Raw genomic sequence first — 21152 nt, 5'->3', positions numbered from 1 at the left:
GAATTTGGGGTGTGTCCGTTTTTTTGGGGACCATCTGGTGCCTGACGTGCGTGCGTTAGCGTGTGACCTCCAAGGCGTTGGAGGCGGAGTGCGTGCGGATGTGGCATACGCTGGGGGTATGACACCGGAGATCACGGATCCGCGCTTCCAGAAAATCGCTGACGATATCAAAAATGATCCCGAGAACGCCTCGTTTACGAAGCGTGGGATTGACCCGCTGTTCTTTGCGGGCCCGCAGTGTCGCATCATGATCGTCGGCCAGGCGCCTGGGCGCGTCGCTGAGGAGACCGGCATCGTGTGGAACGACCGCAGCGGCGACCGGCTGCGCGACTGGATGGGCATCGACCGCGACACCTTCTATCACTCGGGCAAGCTCGCGATCGTCCCCATGGACTTCTACTTCCCGGGCACGGGCAAGAGCGGCGACCTGGCACCGCGCAAAGACTTCGCCGACAAGTGGCACCCGCGCCTGCTCGAGCTGATGCCGCACCTGGATATGACGATCCTCGTCGGCGCATACGCGACCAGGCGCTACCTGGACCTGAAGTCCTCGGCCTCCCTCACGGACGTCGTGCGCGACTACAAGCACTACCTGCCCACGTACTTCCCGCTGGTCCACCCCTCGCCGCGCAACCAGATGTGGATGAAGAAGAACCCCTGGTTCGCCGCCGACGTGCTGCCTGACCTGAAGGAGCGGGTCGCTGAGCTCATGAAGTAACGAGCCTGGGCGGGTAGTGCACACTAGTCCCATGGACGATCTGCGCATTCCCGCTGGGCCCGGCTGCCCGCGCGGCCTCGTCGTGCCCGCGGGGGAGCTGGTCGAGCGTTTCTCCCACGCCTCGGGCCCCGGCGGCCAGGGCGTCAACACGGCGGATTCGCGCGTCCAGCTCAGCCTGGATCTGGCGACGACGACCGCCCTGAATGACAAGCAACGCGAGCGCGCCATGTCCGTTCTCGGGGATCGCCTGACGGGAACGCTCCTCACGATTACCGCCGCCGAGCATCGCTCCCAGCGCCGCAACCGCGCCGCCGCGCGCGAACGCCTCGCGCACGTCCTGCGTGCAGCGCTCACCCCGCCCACGCCTCGTCGGGCGACGAAGCCGACGCGCGCGTCGAAGCTGCGCCGCCTTGCTGACAAGAAGAGGCGCTCGGAGGTCAAAGCGCGCAGGCGTCGCCCCGACGCGGACTGAGAAGGCGGCTTTGAAGGACGAGGCCGGGGCCCGCTATGCCCATGCGCTCCCATCGGTGCGCCAGCCGATAAACACCCAGGTGACGGGCAGCTTGTAGTCGAGGATCCATTGATCGTCGCTCTCGCCCGAGGTGCCGGTGGCGGTCTCGCGCATGAAGTGCTGGGCGGCGTACGCGTCGAAAAGCCTCTGCTCGCGCACGGTGAACGGCTCGGGGCCAGCTAGGCGACGAAGGTCTGAGCGGGCCTCGTCGAAGGAAGAAAAACGCATCGGGCGGAAGGTTCGTGTGGTCGCGAAAGCCGGGATCCGCCCCAGGGACGTGAGCGCGCGGGTTACGTCGCGGACGATGCGCGCTCTCCTCGTCGAGCGCCCCAGGTAGGTGAGGATGCGCGGGTCGCGAGAGGGGAGCAGGCTGCCCGGCACGACGACGGCCGCGCGCGAGCGTGCTGCCGAGTCGAGCTTGCGTACTGCGGAGAAAACGTTCCCACTCATGAGGGAGCGTGACGCGAAGGCGACATCCACGCTGTTCTGCCCGAGGCCCGCCTCCTCCCAATCGTCCTCCCAGGCGAGCAGGCGGGAGATGATCGGCAGGTTTTCTGCTGCCGCGCGCTCGTCGAGGATCGCGAGCATGGCCTCGGCGAAGTCACAGCCGTGGACGCGGTGCCCGGCGCGGGCGAGGGGGACGGCGAGTGTGCCCGTCGCGCACCCCATGTCGAGGATCTCCTCGCCCGCCTCGAGCGCGAGCAAGTCCAGAAGCCAGTGCTCGTAGTCGCTGGTCGCGTTGCGTGTGAATGTCGCGGCCCGCTTGTTCCAATAGGCCTGCGAGTCCCGGTTGATTGTGCTCGCCTGTTCTCCGTGCGTGGTTGGCATCATGCGATGCCCTCACTTTCGTATCGGGAAGCCTGGCAGCATCGCCCGGCGAAAGTCAGGATAGTCCTTCAGATCCAGCGAGAATAGATCTTCGTGAGGAAACGGGAATTATCTGGTCAAGCGCGTGGAATAATGGCCCAATGACTTTTTCTGCCACGCTGCCGAACTTCTCCAGCGACTACCAGGAGGGCGCGCACGCTCGGGTGCTCGATGCCCTCGTCGCCACCAACATGGAACAGTCCTCTGGCTACGGCACTGACGAGCACTGCGAGCGCGCCCGCGACCTGATCCGCGAGGCCTGCCAAGCCCCCGACGCTGACGTGTACTTCCTGGTCGGCGGCACGCAGACGAACGCGACTGTCATCGACGCGATCCTCCTGCCCTGGCAGGGCGTCATCGCCCCCAACACCGGCCACATCAACATGCACGAGGCCGGCATCGTCGAGCGCGGCGGCCACAAGATCCTCGACACCCCCGCCGTTGACGGCAAGATCAACGCGGCCGACGTCGAACGCATCTGCGCAGCGTGGGAGGGCGACGGCGCGCGTGACCACATGATCGCCCCCGCCCTCGTCTATGTTTCGCAGCCTACCGAGTACGGCACCCTCTACTCCCTGCGCGAGCTCGAGGAGCTTTCGGCCGTGTGCCGCAAGCGCGAACTCAAGCTCTTCGTCGACGGCGCGCGTCTCGCCTACGCGCTGGCCTCGCCCTCCAACGACGTGAGCCTGGCCGACCTGGCGCGCCTGACCGACGTGTTCTACATCGGCGGCACCAAGTGCGGCACGCTCTTTGGCGAGGCCGTGGTAATCCCTGAGCGCGGGTCGATCCGTCAGTTCGTCACCCATATGAAGCAGCACGGCGCGCTCCTGGCGAAGGGGCGCCTCCTGGGCGTGCAGTTCGAGGCGCTCTTCGAGGACGGCCTCTACCTGACGATCGGCGAGCCCGCCGTCAAGGCGACCGCCCGGATTCGCGAAGCCCTTAAGCGCGCCGGCTACGTTGTCACCATGGATTCGCCGACCAACCTGACCTTCGTGGCCCTCGACCAGGCCGGGCATGAGCGCCTGTCGGACAAGGTGCGCTACAGCATCTGGGAGACCCTGCCCGACGGTCGCTATCTTGCGCGCATCGGAACCTCGTGGGCCACGCCCGAGGAGGATGTGGTCGCCTTCGAGGAGGCCCTGGCCCGGTAAAGGCAGTTTTTCTGCATTCTCTGGGTGGAGTACGCTCTCATAGTCTTTAATATGCTATTGATCTGATAGCATGTAGCTATCTATATGTCGATTGTGGAGGTATCAAATGGCGACCGCTACGGTGACTGTTCGACTCGATGCTGAGGATAAGGCCGCGATGGAGCGCGCCTGTAAAGAAATGGGCCTCTCCATGAATACTGCTTTCACGATCTTCGCGAAGAAGGTGGCGCGGGAGCAGCGGATTCCCTTCGTTCTGGAGGTTGATGGCTTTTACTCGCGCGCCAACCTTGCTCACCTTGACCGCGGTATCGCGGAGCTGGAGGCTGGGCGTGGGGTGTCGCGAGGGCTGAACGGGGATCGCTAGCTGGCAAACCGACGGCCGTCCGGTGGGCGGGCCGGGTGGATCGGGGGACGAGGCCGGGCTAGCCTGGGTGCATGACAGTCACTGCGCAGACGAACGATTTTTCCGCCCTGACCGCCTCGCGCCGCTCGACGCGCGCCTTCACGGACCGGGAGATCCCCGCCGAGGTCCTCGACGCGATTCTTGCCGACGCGACGACCGCGCCGTCCTGGTCCAACACGCGCGCCTTCCGCGTCGCCCTGGCCACGGGTGAGCGCGCCCAGCGTCTGCGTGAGCACTACGGCCGCCTCTTTGACGAGGAGATCGCCGCCCACGCCCGCAAGGCCGAGGATCCCACCGTTGAAATCCCCGTGCCCGACGGCGACTTCCCCGTGCGCAAGCGGTACCCGGACGAGGTGCGACCTGCCCAGATCGAGGTCGCAAAGCTCCTCTACGGCATCCACGGTATCGAGCGCGCCGACATTGAGGGGCGCAACCGTGTTGCCCGTCGCAACGTCACGGCCTTCGGCGCGCCCGTCATGGGCTTCGTCTTCGTCCACGAGGACATGCTCCCGTGGAGCGCCATGGACGCCGGCCTCATGCTCCAGACCCTGTTCTTGTCCGCCAAGTCGCGCGGCGTTGACTCGTGCCCGATCGGCTTCCTTGCCATCTGGCGTGAGCCTGTCGAAGCCGAGTTCGAGATTCCCGAGGGCTACCAGTTGATTACCGGTTTCGCGCTCGGTTACGCGGATCCCGAGGCCCCGATCAACGCGATGCAGGCGCCGCGTCCGCCGATCCAGCTCCTCGAAGGCAAGTGACGCTACGAGCGGTAGACCTCGCGGCGGTGTGCGACGCGCACGACCGTCACAACGAGGGCGTCGCTAGTCGTTGAGCTCAGCGCGCAGGTCGTCCAGGCTGACGCGCTGCCCGTCGTCGTTGCGCACTGCCTCCTGGTAGGCCGCGAGATCGCGCGCGTCCTCGAGTTCTTCCAGGGCCAACAAATCGTCGACGCCGATCACGATCGCAGTGAGGCGACCGTTCTTCGTCACTCCGATACGCTCGCCGCCGTATGAAGCTCTCCCGAGGACGTCGGAGAGGTTCGCGCGCAGCTCGCGAGTCGAGAGTGTCGTGGCAAGTGTGTTCATAGTGTCATTTTAGTACAATGTGTACACATCTACGCCTCTTCCGGCCCTCCTGAGCGTGAACAATTTCCCACGGACATACCTGACGCCCGGGGGAGCGTCTACCGTGGAACGAGGCCCCGGCCTCGTGAAACGTCCGCAATCGGAAGGACCCTATGTCCAAGAAGTACCTCTCTGTCGCCTTCGCCTACGTGGGAGTCATCATCGGCGCGGGCCTGGCGAGTGGCCAGGACCTGCTCCAGTACTTCCTGTCCTTTGGCGCGAAGGGCCTGATCGGTATCGCAGTCCTGGGCGTCCTCAACGTCATCTTCGGCGTGGTCGCGCTCCAGCTCGGCTCCTACTACCGCTCCGGCCACCACGACGAGGTCTTCGAACGCATCACCCACCCGGCGCTACGCCGCGTCATCGACGTCGTGCTCGTCTTCTCGGGCTTCGCGATGGGCTTCGTGATGCTCGCGGGTGCGGGCGCGAACCTCGAGCAGCAGTTTGGCCTGCCCGCGTGGGCGGGCAGCGCCCTGTGCGCCGTGATCGTCGTTCTCACGGCCTTCCTGGATTTCGACCGGATCATGAAGGTGATCGGTGTCTTCACGCCCATGATCATCGTCGCGATCACGATCCTCACCATCTACTCGCTGGCCACACCGTACCCGGGCGTCGCCGAGCTGAACGCCGCCGCCACCCAGGTCACCCCGGCGCTGCCCAACCTGTGGCTCTCCACGATCAACTACTTCGCTCTGTGCGTCGTCAACGGCATCGCCATGGCCTTCGTCCTCGGTGGGTCCGTTCTGCGCATCGGCGAGGCCCGCCGCGCCGGGCGCATTGGCGGCACCATCATCGCGCTCGTGATCGGCGGCGACGCCCTGAGCCTGTACCTGAACATGGATCGGATCTGGGACGTTGACGTTCCGGCGCTGGAAATCGCCCGCGCGATCCATCCGGCCTTCGCCTTCATCTACACGCTCATCATTTTCGCACTCATCTACAACACAGTGTTCTCGCTGTTCTACGCGACGGCGCGCCGATTCTCGGGCGGGTCGACCACTCGCATGCGTATCGTCCTCGTTGGTGTCGTCGCGGTGGGCTACGCGGCTTCGCTCATGGGCTTCAAGAAGCTGATCGGCGGCATGTACCCGATCATCGGTTGGCTGGGCGTCGCCCTCCTCGTCGTCCTCGCGGTCGGCTGGCTGCGCGAGCGCTCCGCCGTCCTACGCGAGGAGAACCTGCGCCGCAAGCTCATCCGCGTCCTCGTGCGCAAGCACGCCGATGACCTGGAGTACACGGACGAGCACCGCGCCCAGGCCCGTACCCTCGCGCAGGCCTCGGTCGTCGATGGCGCCGAGCTGCGCCGCGAGGCCGACACGATCGCCGAGCAGATCGCGGACACCCAGGATGATGCCGCCGCTTACGCTCGCGCGGCCCTGCCCGTCGACGAGGCCCTGGTCGAGGAGGCTCTCGAGGCCGACCGCTCGAACTCCTGAGTCAGCTCACCGACGAGGCCGTGGCCGCCTCGTGCGCGAGCAGCCAGGCTTTTGCGTCGCCTCCCGCCGCGTAGCCGCCCGGGCCGCTGGCCGCCACAACGCGGTGGCAGGGGCGGATGAGGAGTAGAGGATTGCGACCGACCGCGCCGCCGACCGACTGAGCGGAGGCGGGCGCGCCTGTTTCGCGCAGCTGGGCGACGATCTGCCCATACGTACGCGTCGCGCCGTAGGGGATAGCGTCCATCGCCTCCCACACGCGCCTCTGAAAGTCCGTACCCGCGGGCGCGAGGGGGACGGTCGCGGGGGAGGGGGCCTCGCCCGCGAAATAGTCGTCCAGCCACGAGGTAGCCGCGTGAAGGGCGCGCGCATCGGCCTCGTCCCACCCGGCTTCGGCGCGGACGCTGTCCCGAGAAACGGGCGAGGTCAGATCGAGCGCGGAGCGAGCCACGGCCTCGTCGATGCCGTAGGGGGAGCCGAAGAAACGCTGCCCGGCCCCCCACAAGCCGATGAGCGCACCGCCCCGCGCGGCCAGCGTGAGGCTGCCGATGGGGGAGTCGTAGGTGGCGAGTGCCGGATCAGAACTGCTCGGGGTGCTCTCGGTAGGCATACGCCCACACTGTCACGGCGACAGTCACAGCGCGAGTCCAGGCATCACGGACGGCGCTCAGTTCGTCACCCTCGAAGCCCTCCGCGAGGAGACGGTGACCGACCTCCACAGTGGGCGCGATGAAGGCGAGCACGTAGCGCAGGGGCACGAATGGTGTCGAGTCCGCCCCATCCGCCGCGTTCTTCGCTGCGGACATGTGCCGTGCGCCGATCAGGTACTGGTAGTCCAACCACGCCTGGTCACGCTCGCGCGTGCACATGTCGATGATCCACTGGGCGAAGCGCGGCTTTGACGCCTGCGCGTACTCGGGGTTTGGCTGCCCGTCCGGGTGCGCGGAATGTGCTGCCAGATACGTCTTTTGAGCCAGAATTCCGCGCCACGTGTCGACCATTTCCATAGCGTGTGGCGCCAGGATGGGTTCTGCTCGTGAGAGCAGCTCTGCGTCACCGGGCTGGACGTGTGCGGCGGCCTCGATCTGGCGTAGATCCTCGAGTGTGAGCGGGGATGTGGGGACGGCATCGGTGCCGTAGGTGTACCCCGACGAGTGGTCGTAAGCGGTCATGAGAACCTCCTTGAAACGATGCGTCGATTGTAGCACGTGCTCTGATCGTGTGGGTCTGTTTGACATTCGGGGATGGTGTCGAGGCCATGCGGGCGGGGCGTGGTACGCCGCGCGAGTTCGCGGCGCGCGTAGCCGCTGTAGTGAGATGGCAACGGCGCTGGTGGGGTTGCTCGCAATACAATTGACCTGTGGAACCCCTTCTTATTGCCGTGGCCGGAATGCTCATCATCGTGGCCTGCCAATTCATCGCCCCGAAGGTGGGCGTGGCATCCCCCCTGATCCTGCTGGTCGTTGGCCTGGTGATCGGGTTCCTGCCGCAGGTGGGGGCCATCGAGATTGAGCCGAACATCATCCTCGAGATGGTGCTGCCGCCCCTGCTGTTCTCGGCGGCCGTGCGTATGCCGACCATGGACTTCCGGCGCGAGATGCAGGCCGTCGCGATGCTCGCGATTCCCCTCGTGTTCCTGTCCGCCTTCGCGGTCGGCTTCGTCATCAACTGGCTGGTCCCCGCGATCTCCCTGCCCTGGGGTGTCGCGCTGGGCGCGGTCCTGTCGCCGACCGACGCGGTCGCCATCTCGATCGCGAAACGCTCGGGTGTCTCCCACCGCATCATCACAGTCCTCGAAGGCGAGGGGCTCTTTAACGACGCGACCTCGCTGGTCATGCTCTCCGCAGCGATGAGCGCCGGCCTGGCCGCTGACGAACACGCCCTCCACCCGGGCCCGCTCATCGGTAAGGTCGCCATCGCCCTCGGTATCGCTGCGGGTATTGGCTGGGTCGTCGGCGAGGTCGGCGTGCGTCTGCGCGCCCTCATCAAGGATCCCTCGGCCGACACGGTTTTCTCCTTCGCGATGCCCTTCATCGCATCGGTCCCCGCCGAGCACCTGGGAGGGTCCGGCCTCGTTGCGGCCGTCGTCGCCGGACTGGTCGTCTCGAGCCGACGCGCGGCCGTTATCTCCGCGGCGAACAGGCGTTTCTCCCAGCAGAACTGGCAGACCATGACGCTCGTCTTGGAGAGCGGGATCTTCCTGACGATGGGCCTGCAGGCCTTCGGCATCGTTGAGGAGACCGCCGCGTTCTCCGGTGGCCTGGCCTTCGCCGCGTTCCTCGCCGTCATCCTCGGCGCGCTCATCATGGTCATGCGAGCCATCTTCATCGCCATCATGCTCGCCTGGCTGGACCACCGCCGTACCCACCGTCAACGCCGCTACGAAGTTGAGAACTCGCGAATCGCGCGCTTCGAGAAACGCATGAACAAGGCCTGCGAAGTCGACGCCGACATGCTCGAGGCCCGCGACCTGAGCCCCGAGCACTGGGAGAACGCGCTTAACCACTATCGTCGCCGCCTCAAGCGGCGCGCGCGCCGTAACGCGATGCGCGGATCGGACCTGGACTACTTCGCGAACGAGCCGCTGGGGCCGCGCGAGGGCAGCGTCATCGTGTGGGCGGGCATGCGAGGCGCGATCACCCTGGCCGCCGCGCAAACTATCTCGACGCATGCGCCGATGCGCGCGCTGCTGCTCACGATCGCCCTGTTCATCGCGGCGGGTGCCCTCGTCATCCAGGGCCTGACCCTCCCCGGACTCATTCGCATCGTCAAACCCCAGATGGCCACGGGCGATATCTCCGAGGAGGAACGCGCCAAGCTCCTGAAGGTGATGGGCTCCGCGCTGGTGGACACCGCCCTCGCCCAGGCGATCCACGAGGTCGACGGCCAGACCCTGCTCTCCGCGGGTGTCTCGCGCACACTCTCCCGGCTGGGGCATGCACTTACTGACGAGGCTATGGGTGAGCAAGCGCGGAGTGCGCACGCCGCTGACCGCGTCCTCACGGACATCCTCCAGGACGCCGCCGGCGACAGCGACGACGATGGCCACGGCACCGTCGACATGAGCGAGGAAGAGGTTGAGCGTTCCTTCACGCGCGACCAGATCCGTGAACTGGCGCTGGAGGCGATCCACGCCCAGCGTGACGCGCTCCTGCAGGCCCGCGATGAGGGCATCTTCTCCTCGGCGGCACTGGAAGGCGCGCTCGCACGACTCGACAACGAGGAAATCCTCCTGGTCTCCAGCGGCGGCGTCGGCCACTGATTGCGCGCAGACGTCAGTCCGTTGTCACCCGCGAGGCGTAAGCCGGGTTCTCGCTCACCGAGTTGAGTGCCTCCTCCAGGCGCTGCGGGGTGACGACGCCGTCGCGCGCCAGGACCCGGTAGGTTTGGCCGGCCTCGTGCGTGAGCATGTTCGTCACCGTAAAGCCGTTGCGCTCGTAGAACGCCAGGCGTCGCACGCGCTGCTGGTAGTTCCCGGCCTCGCGGACGACCGGCTCGATTTCGAGCAGCTGCGGCACGTCGCCGTAGCGCTCGCGGATGTGCGTGAGGATGCGCGTGCCGTAGCCCGAGCTGCGCGTGCGACCATCCACCGCGAGGAAACCCAGGTAGAACAGGTCCGGGAAAGCGAAGGAGAACGTCAGGGCGACCACGTTGCCCGCCCCGTCCTCGCCCGCAGGGAGGGAGGGGTCGATCCAGGCAAGGAAATCGACCTCGTCGCGCAGAGCGCTCTGCGCCAGCTCGGGAAGGGGGACCTGCTCCTCGGGCGGGAAGGACCGCTCGTAGATTTCCTTGACTTTGTCGGCGATCGGCCCGTCGTTGGGCACGGGAATCGGGGTGAGGTCGGTCATGGAACCAGTCTACTCGCTCGGTCTGTTGCCTCCAGGGAGCGGGCCCGATGAACGAGGCCGGGGCGGGGTTTCGACCAAGGGACTGTGGCGTGCGGAACTGTCGTCAGGGTCGGGTCAGGGGACGATCAGGGCCCAGTGGGTGAACAGCGACGGTCGGGTCGAGCGCCCACTCGCCTAGACTTGTAGGCACAATCAACAGCAGATGTGAGGATGAAGCGTGCTAGAGCTCAAGGAGATCGTCAAGGCCTACCAGACCGCCAACCTCGTGCAGGTGGCGCTCAACAAGGTCTCCGTGGCGTTCCGCGACAACGAGTTTGTGGCCGTGCTGGGCCAGTCAGGCTCCGGCAAGACGACGATGCTCAACGTCATCGGTGGCCTCGACCGCTTCCAGAGCGGCGACCTCGTCATCGACGGCATTTCGACGAAGGACTACAAGGCCCGCGACTGGGACGCCTACCGCAACAATCGCATTGGCTTCGTCTTCCAGGCCTACAACCTGATCCCGCACCAGAGCGTCCTGGCGAACGTCGAGCTGGCCCTGACCCTGTCGGGCGTCTCGCGCTCCGAGCGCCGCAAGCGGGCCCTCGACGCCCTGGAACGGGTCGGCCTGAAGGACCACGTCAACAAGAAGCCCTCGCAGATGTCGGGCGGACAGATGCAGCGCGTCGCCATCGCGCGCGCCCTCATCAACGACCCCGAGATCCTGCTGGCCGACGAACCCACCGGTGCCCTCGACTCCAAGACGAGCGTGCAGGTCATGGACCTGCTGCGCGACGTGGCCCGCGACCGCCTCGTCATCATGGTCACGCACAACCCCGAGCTGGCCCACCAGTACGCGACCCGCATCGTCGAGCTGGCCGACGGCTGCATCGTCGCCGACTCCGACCCCTTCGTGCCCGCCGCCGAGGACCGGCGCGAGGCCAAGCCCGCGCGCCGCACGTCGATGGGCTTCCTGACCGCCCTGTCCCTCTCCTTCAACAACCTGATGACGAAGAAGGGCCGCACCCTCATGACCTCCTTCGCGGGGTCCATCGGCATCATCGGCATCGCCGCGATCCTCGCCCTGGCCAACGGCACGAACGCCTACATCGCAAAGACCGAAGAAGAGACGCTGGGGGCATACCCGCTGACAATCCAAAAGACCGGCATCGACATGACCGCCGCGCTGTCCGTGTCGGCCTCGGACTCCCAGGACTCCAAGCCCGCACCCGACGGCAAGGTCGGCGTCTCCAAGCTGCGCACCTTCGCCGACACGATCCGCGACGCGAAGACGAACGATCTGGCCTCGCTCAAGACCTACCTGGACAACAACGGCGGCGACATCAACTCGATGGTCAACGCGATCGAATACGACTACGACATCGTCCCGCAGATCTACCAGTCCGACACGTCCAAGGAGACCGTGCAGGTCAGCCCCGACCAGTCGATGAAGCAGATGGAGGCGGGTTTCGGCGGGGGTGCCTTCGGGTCGATGGTACAGACGAACGCCTTCTACCAGATGCCCGCCACGACCTCGCTGTACACCTCCGCGTACGACGTGGTCGCCGGCTCCTGGCCGACCGGCGCGAACCAGGTGGTCCTCGTCCTCGATGAGGACGGTAATATCCCCAACGTCTTCGAGTACACGCTTGGCCTGAAGAACCACAAGGAATTCGATGACCTGATGCGTCAGTACTATCAGGGCGCTCTCACGGGCAAGAGCCAGTCCGGCGCGCAGTCGGGCACCCAGTCGGGGGCGAGCACCGCCACCTACGACTACTCTACGATCCTGGGCACCACCTTCCGCCGCGTCAACGCCTTCGACAAGTACACGTGGGACGACACCTACAAGGTGTGGACCGACCGCTCCTCCGACGCGGACTTCATGAAGAAGCTCGTGGATGGTGGCCAGCAGCTGACGATCTCCGGCATCGTCAAGCCCAACTCCGACAAGGGCGGCGCCCTGCGTCAGGGCATCGCCTACACGCCTGCCCTGACCTACCAGATCATCGAGGAGGCGGCCGCCAGCCCGATCGTCAAGGCGCAGCGAGCCAAGCCCGACGTCGACGTGTTCACTGGCAAGACCTTCAAGGAACTGGCGGACAATCAGAAGAGCCAGTCCGGCGGCTTCGACATGTCCTCCCTGTTCACGGTGGACGAGTCCAAGCTTTCCGCTGCCTTCCAGATCGACCCCGAGAAGATGCAGATGGACCTGTCGGGCCTCGATTTTTCCGGCATGGACCTGTCGGGCCTCGATTTTTCGAACCTCGACATGTCAGGCCTGGACCTGTCCACCATCGACCTGTCGGCCCTCGCCGCGCAGTCCGGTGCCCAGTCGGGCGCCCAGTCGGGCATGACCTTTAATCTGTCCGGCCTCGACTTCGGGGAGCTGAGCAAGGACCTGCCGCAGCTAGCCAACGTGGACTTCCCGACGATTATTCGCTCGGCCCTGGCCGACGGTGCCGTCAAGGATGGCGCCGCCGACTACCTGAGCGCGCAGGCGTCCCAGATCGCCCAGGGGTTCCAGGACTACGCCCGCGAGCAGATCGAGGCGGGAGGCTCGACGGACTTCGCGACCCTGGCCTCGGCCTATTTCTCCCAGCCCCAGGTGATGGAGCAGTTGCGAGCGGCCGTCTCCTCCGACCAGGTCGTCGACTCCCAGAAACTCGCGGCGAACCTGACGAAGGCCCTCGGGGACGATCCAGCCCTGGCCCAGATCGGCACCGACGTGTCCACCCAGGTCATGAACGCGATCTCCGCGCAGATCGCTGCCCAGCTGGGGACCACCCTCACGAAGGGGGTGAGCGCCGTCATCGGCCAGGTCATGCAGGAAGCGATGACGAACGCGATGACCTCGATGATGACGCAGCTGTCGACCACGATCGGCAACCAGATTGGTGCCACCATGGAGCAGTTCGCCACCAACATGTCGAGCGCGTTCTCCATGGACCCGCAGGCGTTCGCCGACGCTTTCCACTCCAACCTGGATGAGAAGTCCCTCGCGGCCCTCATGGCGACCATGTTCTCCACGAACGTGCCGACCCTGGAGACGAACCTGAGGAACCTGGGCTGGGCGGATATCGCCTCCCCGTCGAACATCTCGATCTACCCCAAGTCCTTCGCGGACAAGGACAAGGTGAAGGCCGCCCTCGACGCCTACAACGCCGACAACAAGGCGGCGGGCGCGACCGACAAGGTCATCACCTACTCCGACGTCATGGGTGCGCTCATGAGCTCGGTGACCAAGATCGTCGACATCATCTCCTGGCTGCTCATCGCCTTCGTGTCGATCTCTCTCGTGGTCTCCTCGATCATGATCGCGATCATCACCTACATTTCGGTGCTCGAGCGCCGCAAGGAAATCGGTATCCTGCGGTCGATCGGTGCCTCGAAGGGCGACGTGTCGCGCGTCTTCAACGCCGAGACCGTCATCGAAGGTCTGTTGGCCGGTGTGATGGGCGTGGGCGTGACGTACGGGCTGTGCGCGATCGCCAACGGTATCGCTCACTCCTCCTTCAACGTGGACAACATCGCCCAGCTCTCGCCCGTCACGGCGCTCGTCCTGATCGGCGTCTCCGTCGGCCTGACCGTCATCGCCGGCATCATCCCGGCCTCACGCGCCTCGCGTCAGGACCCGGTCGAGGCCCTGCGCTCCGAGTGAGACACGCGGCCTCGTCCCACTGTGGGGCGAGGCCGTGGCGCGTTTTCGGGGTGGGCTCGCCTGCGCTAACCTGGACGTAACGCTTGTTGTAGCCGTGAGGAAAGAGGAATCATGCCCACTCCCGAGAAGCTTGCCACCGACGCCACCGTCGCCATCATGTTGGCCGACGGCTTCGAAGAGGTCGAGGCCCTGGCCGTCGCCGACGTCCTGTACCGCGCCGGTGTGCGCTCGGACCTGATCTCCGTGACCGACGCGCGCCACGTGACCAGCTCGCACGGCATCCGCGTCGTCGCCGACCTCATGCTCGAGGACGTGGACCTGTCCACCTACACCATCCTCTTCCTGCCCGGCGGCATGCCCGGCACCCTGAATCTGAAGGCCACGCCCGCGATCCAGACCGAGGTGCTGCGCCGCTCCGACGAATCCCAGCCCATCGCGGCGATCTGCGCGGCCCCCTCGATCCTGTCCGAGCTGGGTGTCCTCGACGGCCGCCACGCGACCGCCAACCCCGCGTTCGTCAAGGCCATCGCCTCCGGCGGGGCGATCGTTCACGAGAACCCGGTCGTTGCCGACGAGTTCATTACGACCAGCCGAGGCGCCGGAACAGCCCTCGAACTCGGCGTCGAACTCGTGCGCCAGCTTCTGGGTGACGAGGCCGCCGAAGAGGTATCCCGCGGCGTCGTGCTCGCCCGCTGACGTCCGCCACGCCCCCTCGCCTCGTTTCCCCGAAAGGTCACTGTTCTCGCATGAGCCCGCGTAAGCCTCGTCCCTGGCCCGACGCGCCCGCGCCCCTGGCGGTGCCCGTGGTGGACAACCACACGCACCTGCCCACCCACGTCGGTGAGATTCCCCGGCGCGAGGGCGTGGCGCTCAGCCTCGAGGAGCAGCTGGAGCGTGCCCGCGAGGTGGGCGTCACCCGCATGATTTCGAGCGCCTGCGAGCTGCCCGACTTCGACCCGATGATCGAGCTGGCGCGTGCCCACAACGGCGTGCGCGTCGCGATCGCGATCCACCCCAACGATGCGGCCCTGCACGCGGGCTGCGCCGACCCCTCGCCCGACGGGCTGGTCCCCACCGTGCGCGACTACCACGTGCCCCTCGTCGAGGCGCTGGTTGAGGTCGAGAAGCGCCTCGGCGACCCGATGGTCGTCGCGGTGGGGGAGAGCGGCCTGGACTACTTCCGCACGGCCGAACCCGGCCGCGAGGCACAGAAGGAGTCCTTCCGCGCACACATCGAGATGGCGCAGCGCACTGGCCTGCCCCTCCAGATCCACGACCGCGACGCCCACGAGGACACGCTGGAGATCCTCCGCGAGTGCGCCAGCTCGGACCAGCGCATCGTCTTCCACTGCTACTCGGGGGATGCTGCCATGGCCGAGCGTCTCGCCGAGCGCGGCTGGTACGCCTCCTTCGCCGGCCCCATCACCTACCCCGCGAACTCCGACCTGCGTGCCGCGCTCGCGGTCCTGCCGCGAGAGCTCGTCCTGGTCGAGACCGACGCTCCCTACCTGACGCCCGTCCCGTGGCGCGGATGCCCCAACGCCTCCTACGTCATGGCGCACACTGTGCGTTTCATTGCGGACCAGTGGGGCGTCAGCGAAGCTGCGGCGTGCGACCAGCTACGAGCGAACACTGAGGCGGTCTACGGCAGCTGGTGAGGGGCCTTTTGCCCGCGATGACGCGGGTTTGACGAGGCCTTCGCCTCGTTTCGGGCCGTGCTCACATGCTGGTGAATTGCGTCAAAGTGGTCGCGCAACGGTAACAAATTGGTTACGGTGGGTGTGTCAGTCCAATTCGAGCGACTCGCCCGCACACGCCGCAGCCCGCGGCAAACGCGGTGATGTGACCCTCGAAGCGGAACCTTCAACGTCTGGAGACACGTGAGCGTTCAGCCCTCCCGCACAACCGTTATTTCCGTCGCCGCTGCGACGGCCCTCCTGGTGGCCGGCACCGCTGCTACCGCCATCGGCACTTCCTATCGTCACGTGACCGTCGAAGTTGACGGCGTCACGCGCGACGTGTCCGGCTTCTTCACGACCGCAGGCGACGCCCTGAGCACGGCCGGTGTCTCCGTCGGCGCTCATGACCTCGTCGCCCCCGCCTCCGATCAGAGTGTTGCGAACGGCGATACCGTCGTCGTGCGTACCGCCACCGAATACAACGTGACCGTCGACGGCAACCAGACCACCGCTTGGTCCACCGCCTCGTCCATCCACGGCGTGCTCGCGGCCCTGCCGGCGTCTGCCTCGTCGATGGCCGCCGACCGCTCCTACACCCGCGCCGAGATGCCCGTCGCCGAGGCCGGCGAGACGATCCACGTCATCGCCGATGGTGCCACGACCGACGTCGTCGCTTCCTCCGACGAAGGCACGACCGCGATCCTCGAGAAGGCCGGCATCAGCGCCGGTCCGATCGACCGCGTCACCCTGGAACACAACGGCGGCGAGGCCACCTTGCGCGTCGCGCGCGTCGTGCGCGGCAACGTGTCCTCCACGACCGAGATCCCCTACGAGACCGAAGAGCGTGAGGACGCCGAGGCCGAAGAAGGCACCGAGAAGACCGTCCAGGAGGGCGTTGCCGGCTCCGAGGTGACCCAGACATACCAGGAGACCGTCGACGGCAACGTCACCGTCTCCGCCGTCCTGTCCACCACGCGCACCGAGCCCACCAAGCGCATCGTCTCCAAGGGCACGAAGGCCAAGAAGGCCGAGGATACCGCCTCGAAGTCGTCCTCCTCGTCTGATTCTTCAGGTTCCTCCTCATCCTCGTCCGGCTCTGCTCCCGCCGCCGTCTCCGGCGACGATGCGGCGATCTGGGCTGCCATCGCTCAGTGTGAGTCCGGCGGTAACCCCTCGATCAACACGGGCAACGGCTACTACGGCATGTATCAGTTCTCGCTGCCGACGTGGCGTTCCGTGGGCGGATCCGGCCTGCCCTCCGATGCTTCCGCCGAGGAGCAGACCATGCGTGCGCGCATGCTCCAGCAGCGCTCCGGTTGGGGCCAGTGGGGCTGCGCCTACAAGCTCGGCCTCGTCTGACGTGACATTGCCCGCTGGCGCGCCAGGACTCTGGCGTGCCAGCGGGCGCTCACGCTAAGCTGACCAGCAGTACCAAGAGCGAGTAACTGGAGAATTGTGAGCCATCATCTGAGCACCTCCCTGAGTGCGTCCGCCGCCAGCGCCCTGCACGTCCTCGGTGGCCGACTGCGCTCCTTTGCACCCTCCCAGCGCGTCGTTCTCGGAGCCGCGGCCCTGACCTCGGCAGGCGTCTTCGCTATCGCTGGCGTCGGCGTCGCCTCCTCGCACACCTCCGTCATGCTCGAGGTCAACGGCGTATCCCGCCCTGTCACCTCGTGGGGCAACACTGTCGGCGATGCCCTCAAGGCCGCCGGCGTGAGCGTTGGCAGCAACGACCTCGTGCAGCCCGGCCCGGGTGAGGCCGTGCGCGACGGCGACACGATCGTCGTGCGCACCTCGAAGGCCTACACGGTCAGCGTCGACGGGCAGACGCGCACCCTGTGGACCACGGCCTCCTCAGCGGACAGCATCCTCGCCGACGCTGCGCCGCTCGGCTCGGCTGTCTCGCTCGCGGCGGACCGCTCCTCGTCCCGCGATGAGCTGACCCCGCTCGTCTCGCGCGCCCGCAACGTCTCGGTCACGGTGGACGGCTCGACCCGCGAAGTCGCCGCACGTCCCGGCCAGGACGCGCGCGCCATTCTCGAGGCCGCCGGAGTCTCCGTGCACCCCCTCGACCGCGTGACCGTCTCCAACGGCCCCACCGGCGAACTCACGATCAACGTGAGTCGCGTGACCCGCGGCGAAGCCACCGAAACCGTTGAAATCCCCTTCAGCGAGACGACGACGACCAGCGCCGACCTGTTCGTGGGCGAGTACCAGGTGACCACTGCCGGCGTCAATGGTGCGACGACGTGGACCGTGTGGCAGGAAAAGAATGGCGACGAGGTCCTGACCTCCGTGCCGATCACCGAGCATTCGACCTCGCAGCCTGTCACCCAGGTGCGCAGTGAAGGAACGAAGGAAGCGACCCCGGCCGCCCTCGTTGCCGCAGGCATTGATCCCAAGGCCACCCTTGAGGAGAAGACCGAGGCGGACGGCACCACCTCCGTGCGCTATCGCGCGAAGCTCGGAACGATCTCCACGAAGGAAGAGATCGCCGCGATCGCTGCCGACACGAAGAACGCGGACTCGGCCACTGCCGCCGCTGCTGCGGCTGCTGCCGCCGCGGCGGGTGCTGTGCCGACAACCTACTCGGGCGAGGATCCACGTTCGCTGGCCAAGCCTCTCGTCGCAGCCCAGGGCTGGGGCGACAGCGAGTACCAGTGCCTGGTCCTCCTGTGGAACCGTGAGTCGCAGTGGAATCCCTACGCCGAGAACACGTCGTCGGGCGCCTACGGTATTCCGCAGGCCCTGCCCGGTTCCAAGATGGCGTCGGTCGGCGCTGACTGGCGCACCAACCCGATCACTCAGATCAACTGGGGCATCGGCTACATCAAGGGCCGCTACGGCACGCCGTGCTCGGCGTGGGCGCACTCGAACACGGTGGGCTGGTACTAAGTCTGAGAGCTAGTGAGGGCCGGGCCTGACAACTTTTGTTGTCGGGCCCGGCCCTTTGTGTCGGAGGTGCGTCGGTGTGGTGGTGTGTCGGTGTGGTGGTGTGTCGGTGCGCTCCCACCGCAATTTCGCACGTAATTCCCTATCAGCTGTTTCAAGATTTGAAATCGCATCGTTGGAATCATGCGGTTTTGAGCCGTGGCTAGAAACTGAACAGTTTAAATTACGTGCGAGATTGTTGGGGAAGGTGAGATTCTGGCTCGCCGTCGGTTTGCGGATAGGTTATGAAGACGTGGATAGGTTATGAAGATGCGGATAGGTTGTGACGATACGGATAGGAAAATAACCTATCCGCATGTCGATAACCTATCCGGATACGGCTAACCTATCCGCGTAGATGCGGCAGTTGCGCGCGAAGAGACATCCCTTGTCACCCATTGACCCTTACTGTACAATCAGGCACATTAGGTTACTCAATACTTATCCCGTTGGTGTCAGTGAGGTTGTCGTGGGTTTGATGGGCGCGATTAAAACTGGTGGGGCTGTTATCGGTGCCATCGCATGCTTTGCAGGTGGGGCGAACATTGGGCCGATGCTTGGTCTGGGTGCGTCGCAGGAGGAGCCAGCCCCTGTCGTCACGGTAGATACGACCGTTGTAAAAAACTCTTTTGCCGACATTGGTGAACTCGCCACAGAGTCCTACAACTTCACCCAGGTGGGGAAATACTCTGAGGAGGGAACCAAGGTGTTCGGCATGGAAGTGCCGGGCACAGGCTCCCATTACCTCATCACGTATTCGGGAGAGGTCAAGGCTGGAGTGGCCGACGTGAGCCAGATTCAGGTCGAGGTTGACGAGGCAGGTCATGTTGTGACGGTGACCGTACCTGCCGTCGAAATTCTCTCCGCGTCCATTGACCCTGCCTCGGTCGAGACCTACGACCAGTCTTTCTCCCCCGTTAACCAGATTGAGGTTGGAGAGGTTACCTCCTTTTTGGCTGATCGAGAGGCTGCCGCGAAAGACGAGGCTGTCTCCAAGGGCCTGCTGGACAAGGCGCAGGGGCGTGTGGAAGACGTCGTGAAGAAGCAGGTCAACGCCGTTCTGGGTGAGCAGGCCAGCAAGTACGAGGTGCGTGTCGTCCTGCCGCCCGCCCCCGCTCAGTGACGCTCCGAGCCTCGCAGGGCACCTAGCCTGAGCATCGCGCTGCGGCCCGCATCGTGCCTGTCCTTGCTGTCAGGGGTTTGATGGGCGAAGGGCTGGCCTTCGGGGCGCGCACATGCGGATAGGTTGTGAAGATATGGATAGGTAATGAGCATCCGGATAGCTTATTAACCTATCCGGATAGCTTATTAACCTATCCGGATGCGGCTAACCTATCCGGATGCGGCTAACCTATCGGGATGCGGCTAACCTATCGGGATGCGGCTAACCTATCCGGATGCCTGGAACCTATCCGCGTAGAGCGATTGTCATCGCCCGTCGCGCGGGTTCATGAGGCCTCCCTGTGCCGTGCTGCCGCAATTTCGCATGCAATTCCCCGTCGAGTATTTCATGATCTGAACTTCAGGCGTTGGAATCATGCGGTTTTAAGCCATACCTAAAATCTGACCAGATTAAATTACATGCAACATTGTTGGGTAAGGTGAAATCTGGGCACGCGTCAGTGATGCTCTAAGCCTCTCAAGGGCTGATGCTCTCAAGGGGCTGATGCTCTCAAGGGGCAGATGCTCTCAAGGGCTGATGCTCTCAAGGGGCTGATCATCTCAGGGAGCTGAACCTCACCGGGCGGACATCGTGCCATACGCGGGCCGCGCCTCACAGGGCACCTAGCCTCGGCCTCGTCCATTCCGTGCACTAGACTTGCCAGCGTGAGCCGATCCTCCAGCCCCCGTAACCAGCGCGATGCGCGCCGCCGCCTCGACCCGACCCTGCCCGAGGGTGCCGTCCCCTCTGAGACGGGCCTCCTCGGTCCCCTCGAAGTGAAGGCCATCTCCGAGGCGCTCGGTATTCGCCCCACGAAGGTGCTGGGCCAGAACTTCGTGCACGACGCTGGCACGGTACGCAAGATCGTCGCAGCCGGCGGCGTCGAAGAAGGTGACGAGGTCGTCGAGGTCGGCCCTGGCCTCGGCTCCCTGACGCTTGCACTCCTGGAAGTGGGCGCGCGCGTGCGTGCCGTCGAAATCGACCCGCCCCTGGCTGCCGCCCTACCCGAGACTGTGCGCGCCCGCATGAGGGAGGCCGCCGAACGCTTCCACGTCGTGACCATGGATGCCACGGAGATCAGCGGCGTCGATGACTTCGGCGTGGACTGGCCCGCCCCCACGAAGCTTGTCGCGAACCTGCCGTACAACGTGGCTGTGCCGGTTCTGCTCAACATGCTCGAGGCCTTCCCCTCCATCCAGGTCGTCGTCGTCATGGTCCAGGCCGAGGTCGCGGACCGCCTGGCTGCCGGCCCCGGATCGCGCACCTACGGCGTGCCCTCGGTGAAGGCCTCCTGGTATGGCTCGGTTGAGCGCGCGGGGACGATTGGTCGCTCGGTGTTTTGGCCGGTGCCCGGCGTGGATAGTGCCCTCGTGCGCCTGACGCGCCTGGAGACCCCGCGCGGGGACGACGAGCTGCGCCGCGCGACCTTCGAGGTCACCGACGTGGCCTTCGGGCAGCGCCGCAAGACCCTGCGTGCGGCCCTGAAGAACTGGGCGGGCGGCCCCGAGGCCTCCGAGGCCCTCCTGTCGGCCGCCGGCATTGACCCGACGCGCCGCGGCGAGACCCTCTCGATTGACGAGTTCGTCGAACTGGGACGCGCCGTCATCGAGGCTCGCGCCAACGGCACCCTCGAGGCGTCGACCGCGGCCCGCTGACGGCGGCTGGGAAGACAATCGGCAGGAAGAAGG

General features: G+C 65.7%; 19 protein-coding genes. 14 read left to right on the top strand and 5 right to left on the bottom strand.

Going from position 1 to position 21152, the window contains the following annotated elements; translation table 11 throughout:
• Nucleotides 1-118 precede the first annotated feature (118 nt).
• Nucleotides 119-718, top strand: a complete 600-nt coding sequence (locus O3684_RS04350) for a uracil-DNA glycosylase family protein (RefSeq protein WP_500065270.1) — start codon at nt 119-121, stop codon at nt 716-718.
• A 31-nt stretch (nt 719-749) separates the two neighbouring features.
• Nucleotides 750-1190 (top strand): alternative ribosome rescue aminoacyl-tRNA hydrolase ArfB, encoded by a 441-nt coding sequence (arfB, locus tag O3684_RS04345; RefSeq protein WP_500065269.1) that lies wholly within the window; start codon nt 750-752, stop codon nt 1188-1190.
• Between the two features lie 33 nt (nt 1191-1223).
• Here the strand turns inward: arfB and O3684_RS04340 are convergent, their stop codons facing one another.
• Nucleotides 1224-2057: a class I SAM-dependent methyltransferase gene (locus O3684_RS04340; protein WP_500065304.1), complete on the bottom strand. Its 834-nt coding sequence runs from the start codon at nt 2055-2057 to the stop codon at nt 1224-1226.
• 140 nt (nt 2058-2197) lie between these two features.
• On the opposite strand from O3684_RS04340, the gene O3684_RS04335 reads away from it, so the two are divergent.
• The 3 genes from O3684_RS04335 (at nt 2198) to O3684_RS04325 (ending at nt 4405) form a co-directional block, all read left to right on the top strand.
• The gene (locus O3684_RS04335; protein WP_500065268.1) at nt 2198-3247 is read left to right on the top strand and encodes a threonine aldolase family protein; all 1050 of its coding nucleotides are present in this window, start codon (nt 2198-2200) and stop codon (nt 3245-3247) included.
• 106 nt (nt 3248-3353) lie between these two features.
• Nucleotides 3354-3611, top strand: a complete 258-nt coding sequence (locus O3684_RS04330) for a type II toxin-antitoxin system RelB/DinJ family antitoxin (protein ID WP_500065267.1) — start codon at nt 3354-3356, stop codon at nt 3609-3611.
• Nucleotides 3612-3682: 71 nt separating this feature from the next.
• Nucleotides 3683-4405 (top strand): nitroreductase, encoded by a 723-nt coding sequence (locus O3684_RS04325; RefSeq protein ID WP_500065266.1) that lies wholly within the window; start codon nt 3683-3685, stop codon nt 4403-4405.
• 63 nt (nt 4406-4468) lie between these two features.
• Here O3684_RS04325 and O3684_RS04320 read toward each other — a convergent pair whose 3' ends face one another.
• On the bottom strand, nt 4469-4732 hold the full coding sequence (locus O3684_RS04320; RefSeq protein WP_500065265.1) for a type II toxin-antitoxin system prevent-host-death family antitoxin: 264 nt from the start codon (nt 4730-4732) through the stop codon (nt 4469-4471).
• 152 nt (nt 4733-4884) lie between these two features.
• Here O3684_RS04320 and O3684_RS04315 point away from each other — a divergent pair, with 152 nt between their 5' ends.
• A complete protein-coding gene (locus O3684_RS04315; protein ID WP_500065264.1) occupies nt 4885-6207 on the top strand; it encodes a YkvI family membrane protein in 1323 nt (440 codons plus the stop codon).
• Nucleotide 6208: 1 nt separating this feature from the next.
• Here the strand turns inward: O3684_RS04315 and O3684_RS04310 are convergent, their stop codons facing one another.
• Together O3684_RS04310 and O3684_RS04305 are read right to left on the bottom strand one after the other, a co-directional pair.
• Nucleotides 6209-6814 (bottom strand): methylated-DNA--[protein]-cysteine S-methyltransferase, encoded by a 606-nt coding sequence (locus O3684_RS04310; protein WP_500065262.1) that lies wholly within the window; start codon nt 6812-6814, stop codon nt 6209-6211.
• A complete protein-coding gene (locus tag O3684_RS04305; protein ID WP_048775147.1) occupies nt 6783-7376 on the bottom strand; it encodes a protoglobin domain-containing protein in 594 nt (197 codons plus the stop codon). The genes O3684_RS04310 and O3684_RS04305 overlap by 32 nt, the downstream gene beginning before the upstream one ends.
• Before the next feature lie 218 nt (nt 7377-7594).
• Here O3684_RS04305 and O3684_RS04300 point away from each other — a divergent pair, with 218 nt between their 5' ends.
• Entirely contained in the window at nt 7595-9466 is a 1872-nt protein-coding gene (locus tag O3684_RS04300; RefSeq protein ID WP_285098597.1) for a cation:proton antiporter, read from the top strand.
• A 13-nt stretch (nt 9467-9479) separates the two neighbouring features.
• On the opposite strand, the gene O3684_RS04295 is transcribed toward O3684_RS04300, so the two are convergent.
• Nucleotides 9480-10052: a GNAT family N-acetyltransferase gene (locus O3684_RS04295; RefSeq protein WP_500065260.1), complete on the bottom strand. Its 573-nt coding sequence runs from the start codon at nt 10050-10052 to the stop codon at nt 9480-9482.
• Between the two features lie 217 nt (nt 10053-10269).
• Between O3684_RS04295 and O3684_RS04290 the strand changes: the two genes are divergently transcribed.
• The 7 genes from O3684_RS04290 (at nt 10270) to rsmA (ending at nt 21119) form a co-directional block, all read left to right on the top strand.
• Nucleotides 10270-13692 carry an ATP-binding cassette domain-containing protein gene (locus O3684_RS04290; protein WP_500065259.1) on the top strand — a complete coding sequence of 1141 codons (3423 nt, stop codon included), beginning with the start codon at nt 10270-10272 and terminating at the stop codon, nt 13690-13692.
• A gap of 111 nt (nt 13693-13803) precedes the next feature.
• Nucleotides 13804-14388, top strand: coding sequence for a DJ-1 family glyoxalase III (locus O3684_RS04285; RefSeq protein ID WP_500065258.1), 585 nt, complete (start codon nt 13804-13806; stop codon nt 14386-14388).
• Nucleotides 14389-14438: 50 nt separating this feature from the next.
• Complete coding sequence (locus O3684_RS04280; RefSeq protein ID WP_500065256.1) at nt 14439-15350, top strand: TatD family hydrolase; 912 nt, start codon at nt 14439-14441, stop codon at nt 15348-15350.
• Nucleotides 15351-15572: 222 nt separating this feature from the next.
• Nucleotides 15573-16730: a resuscitation-promoting factor gene (locus tag O3684_RS04275; protein ID WP_500065255.1), complete on the top strand. Its 1158-nt coding sequence runs from the start codon at nt 15573-15575 to the stop codon at nt 16728-16730.
• A gap of 96 nt (nt 16731-16826) precedes the next feature.
• On the top strand, nt 16827-18266 hold the full coding sequence (locus O3684_RS04270; protein WP_500065254.1) for an aggregation-promoting factor C-terminal-like domain-containing protein: 1440 nt from the start codon (nt 16827-16829) through the stop codon (nt 18264-18266).
• Nucleotides 18267-18855: 589 nt separating this feature from the next.
• Nucleotides 18856-19425 (top strand): DUF4230 domain-containing protein, encoded by a 570-nt coding sequence (locus O3684_RS04265; RefSeq protein WP_500065252.1) that lies wholly within the window; start codon nt 18856-18858, stop codon nt 19423-19425.
• Nucleotides 19426-20129: 704 nt separating this feature from the next.
• On the top strand, nt 20130-21119 hold the full coding sequence (gene rsmA, locus O3684_RS04260) for a 16S rRNA (adenine(1518)-N(6)/adenine(1519)-N(6))-dimethyltransferase RsmA (RefSeq protein ID WP_500065251.1): 990 nt from the start codon (nt 20130-20132) through the stop codon (nt 21117-21119).
• The last annotated feature ends 33 nt before the right edge of the window (nt 21120-21152 follow it).

It is taken from the genome of Pauljensenia sp. 20925_1_27 (genome assembly GCF_041432835.1).
Classification (GTDB): Bacteria; Actinomycetota; Actinomycetes; order Actinomycetales; family Actinomycetaceae; genus Pauljensenia.
This window is presented reverse-complemented; position numbering and strand designations above follow the sequence as displayed.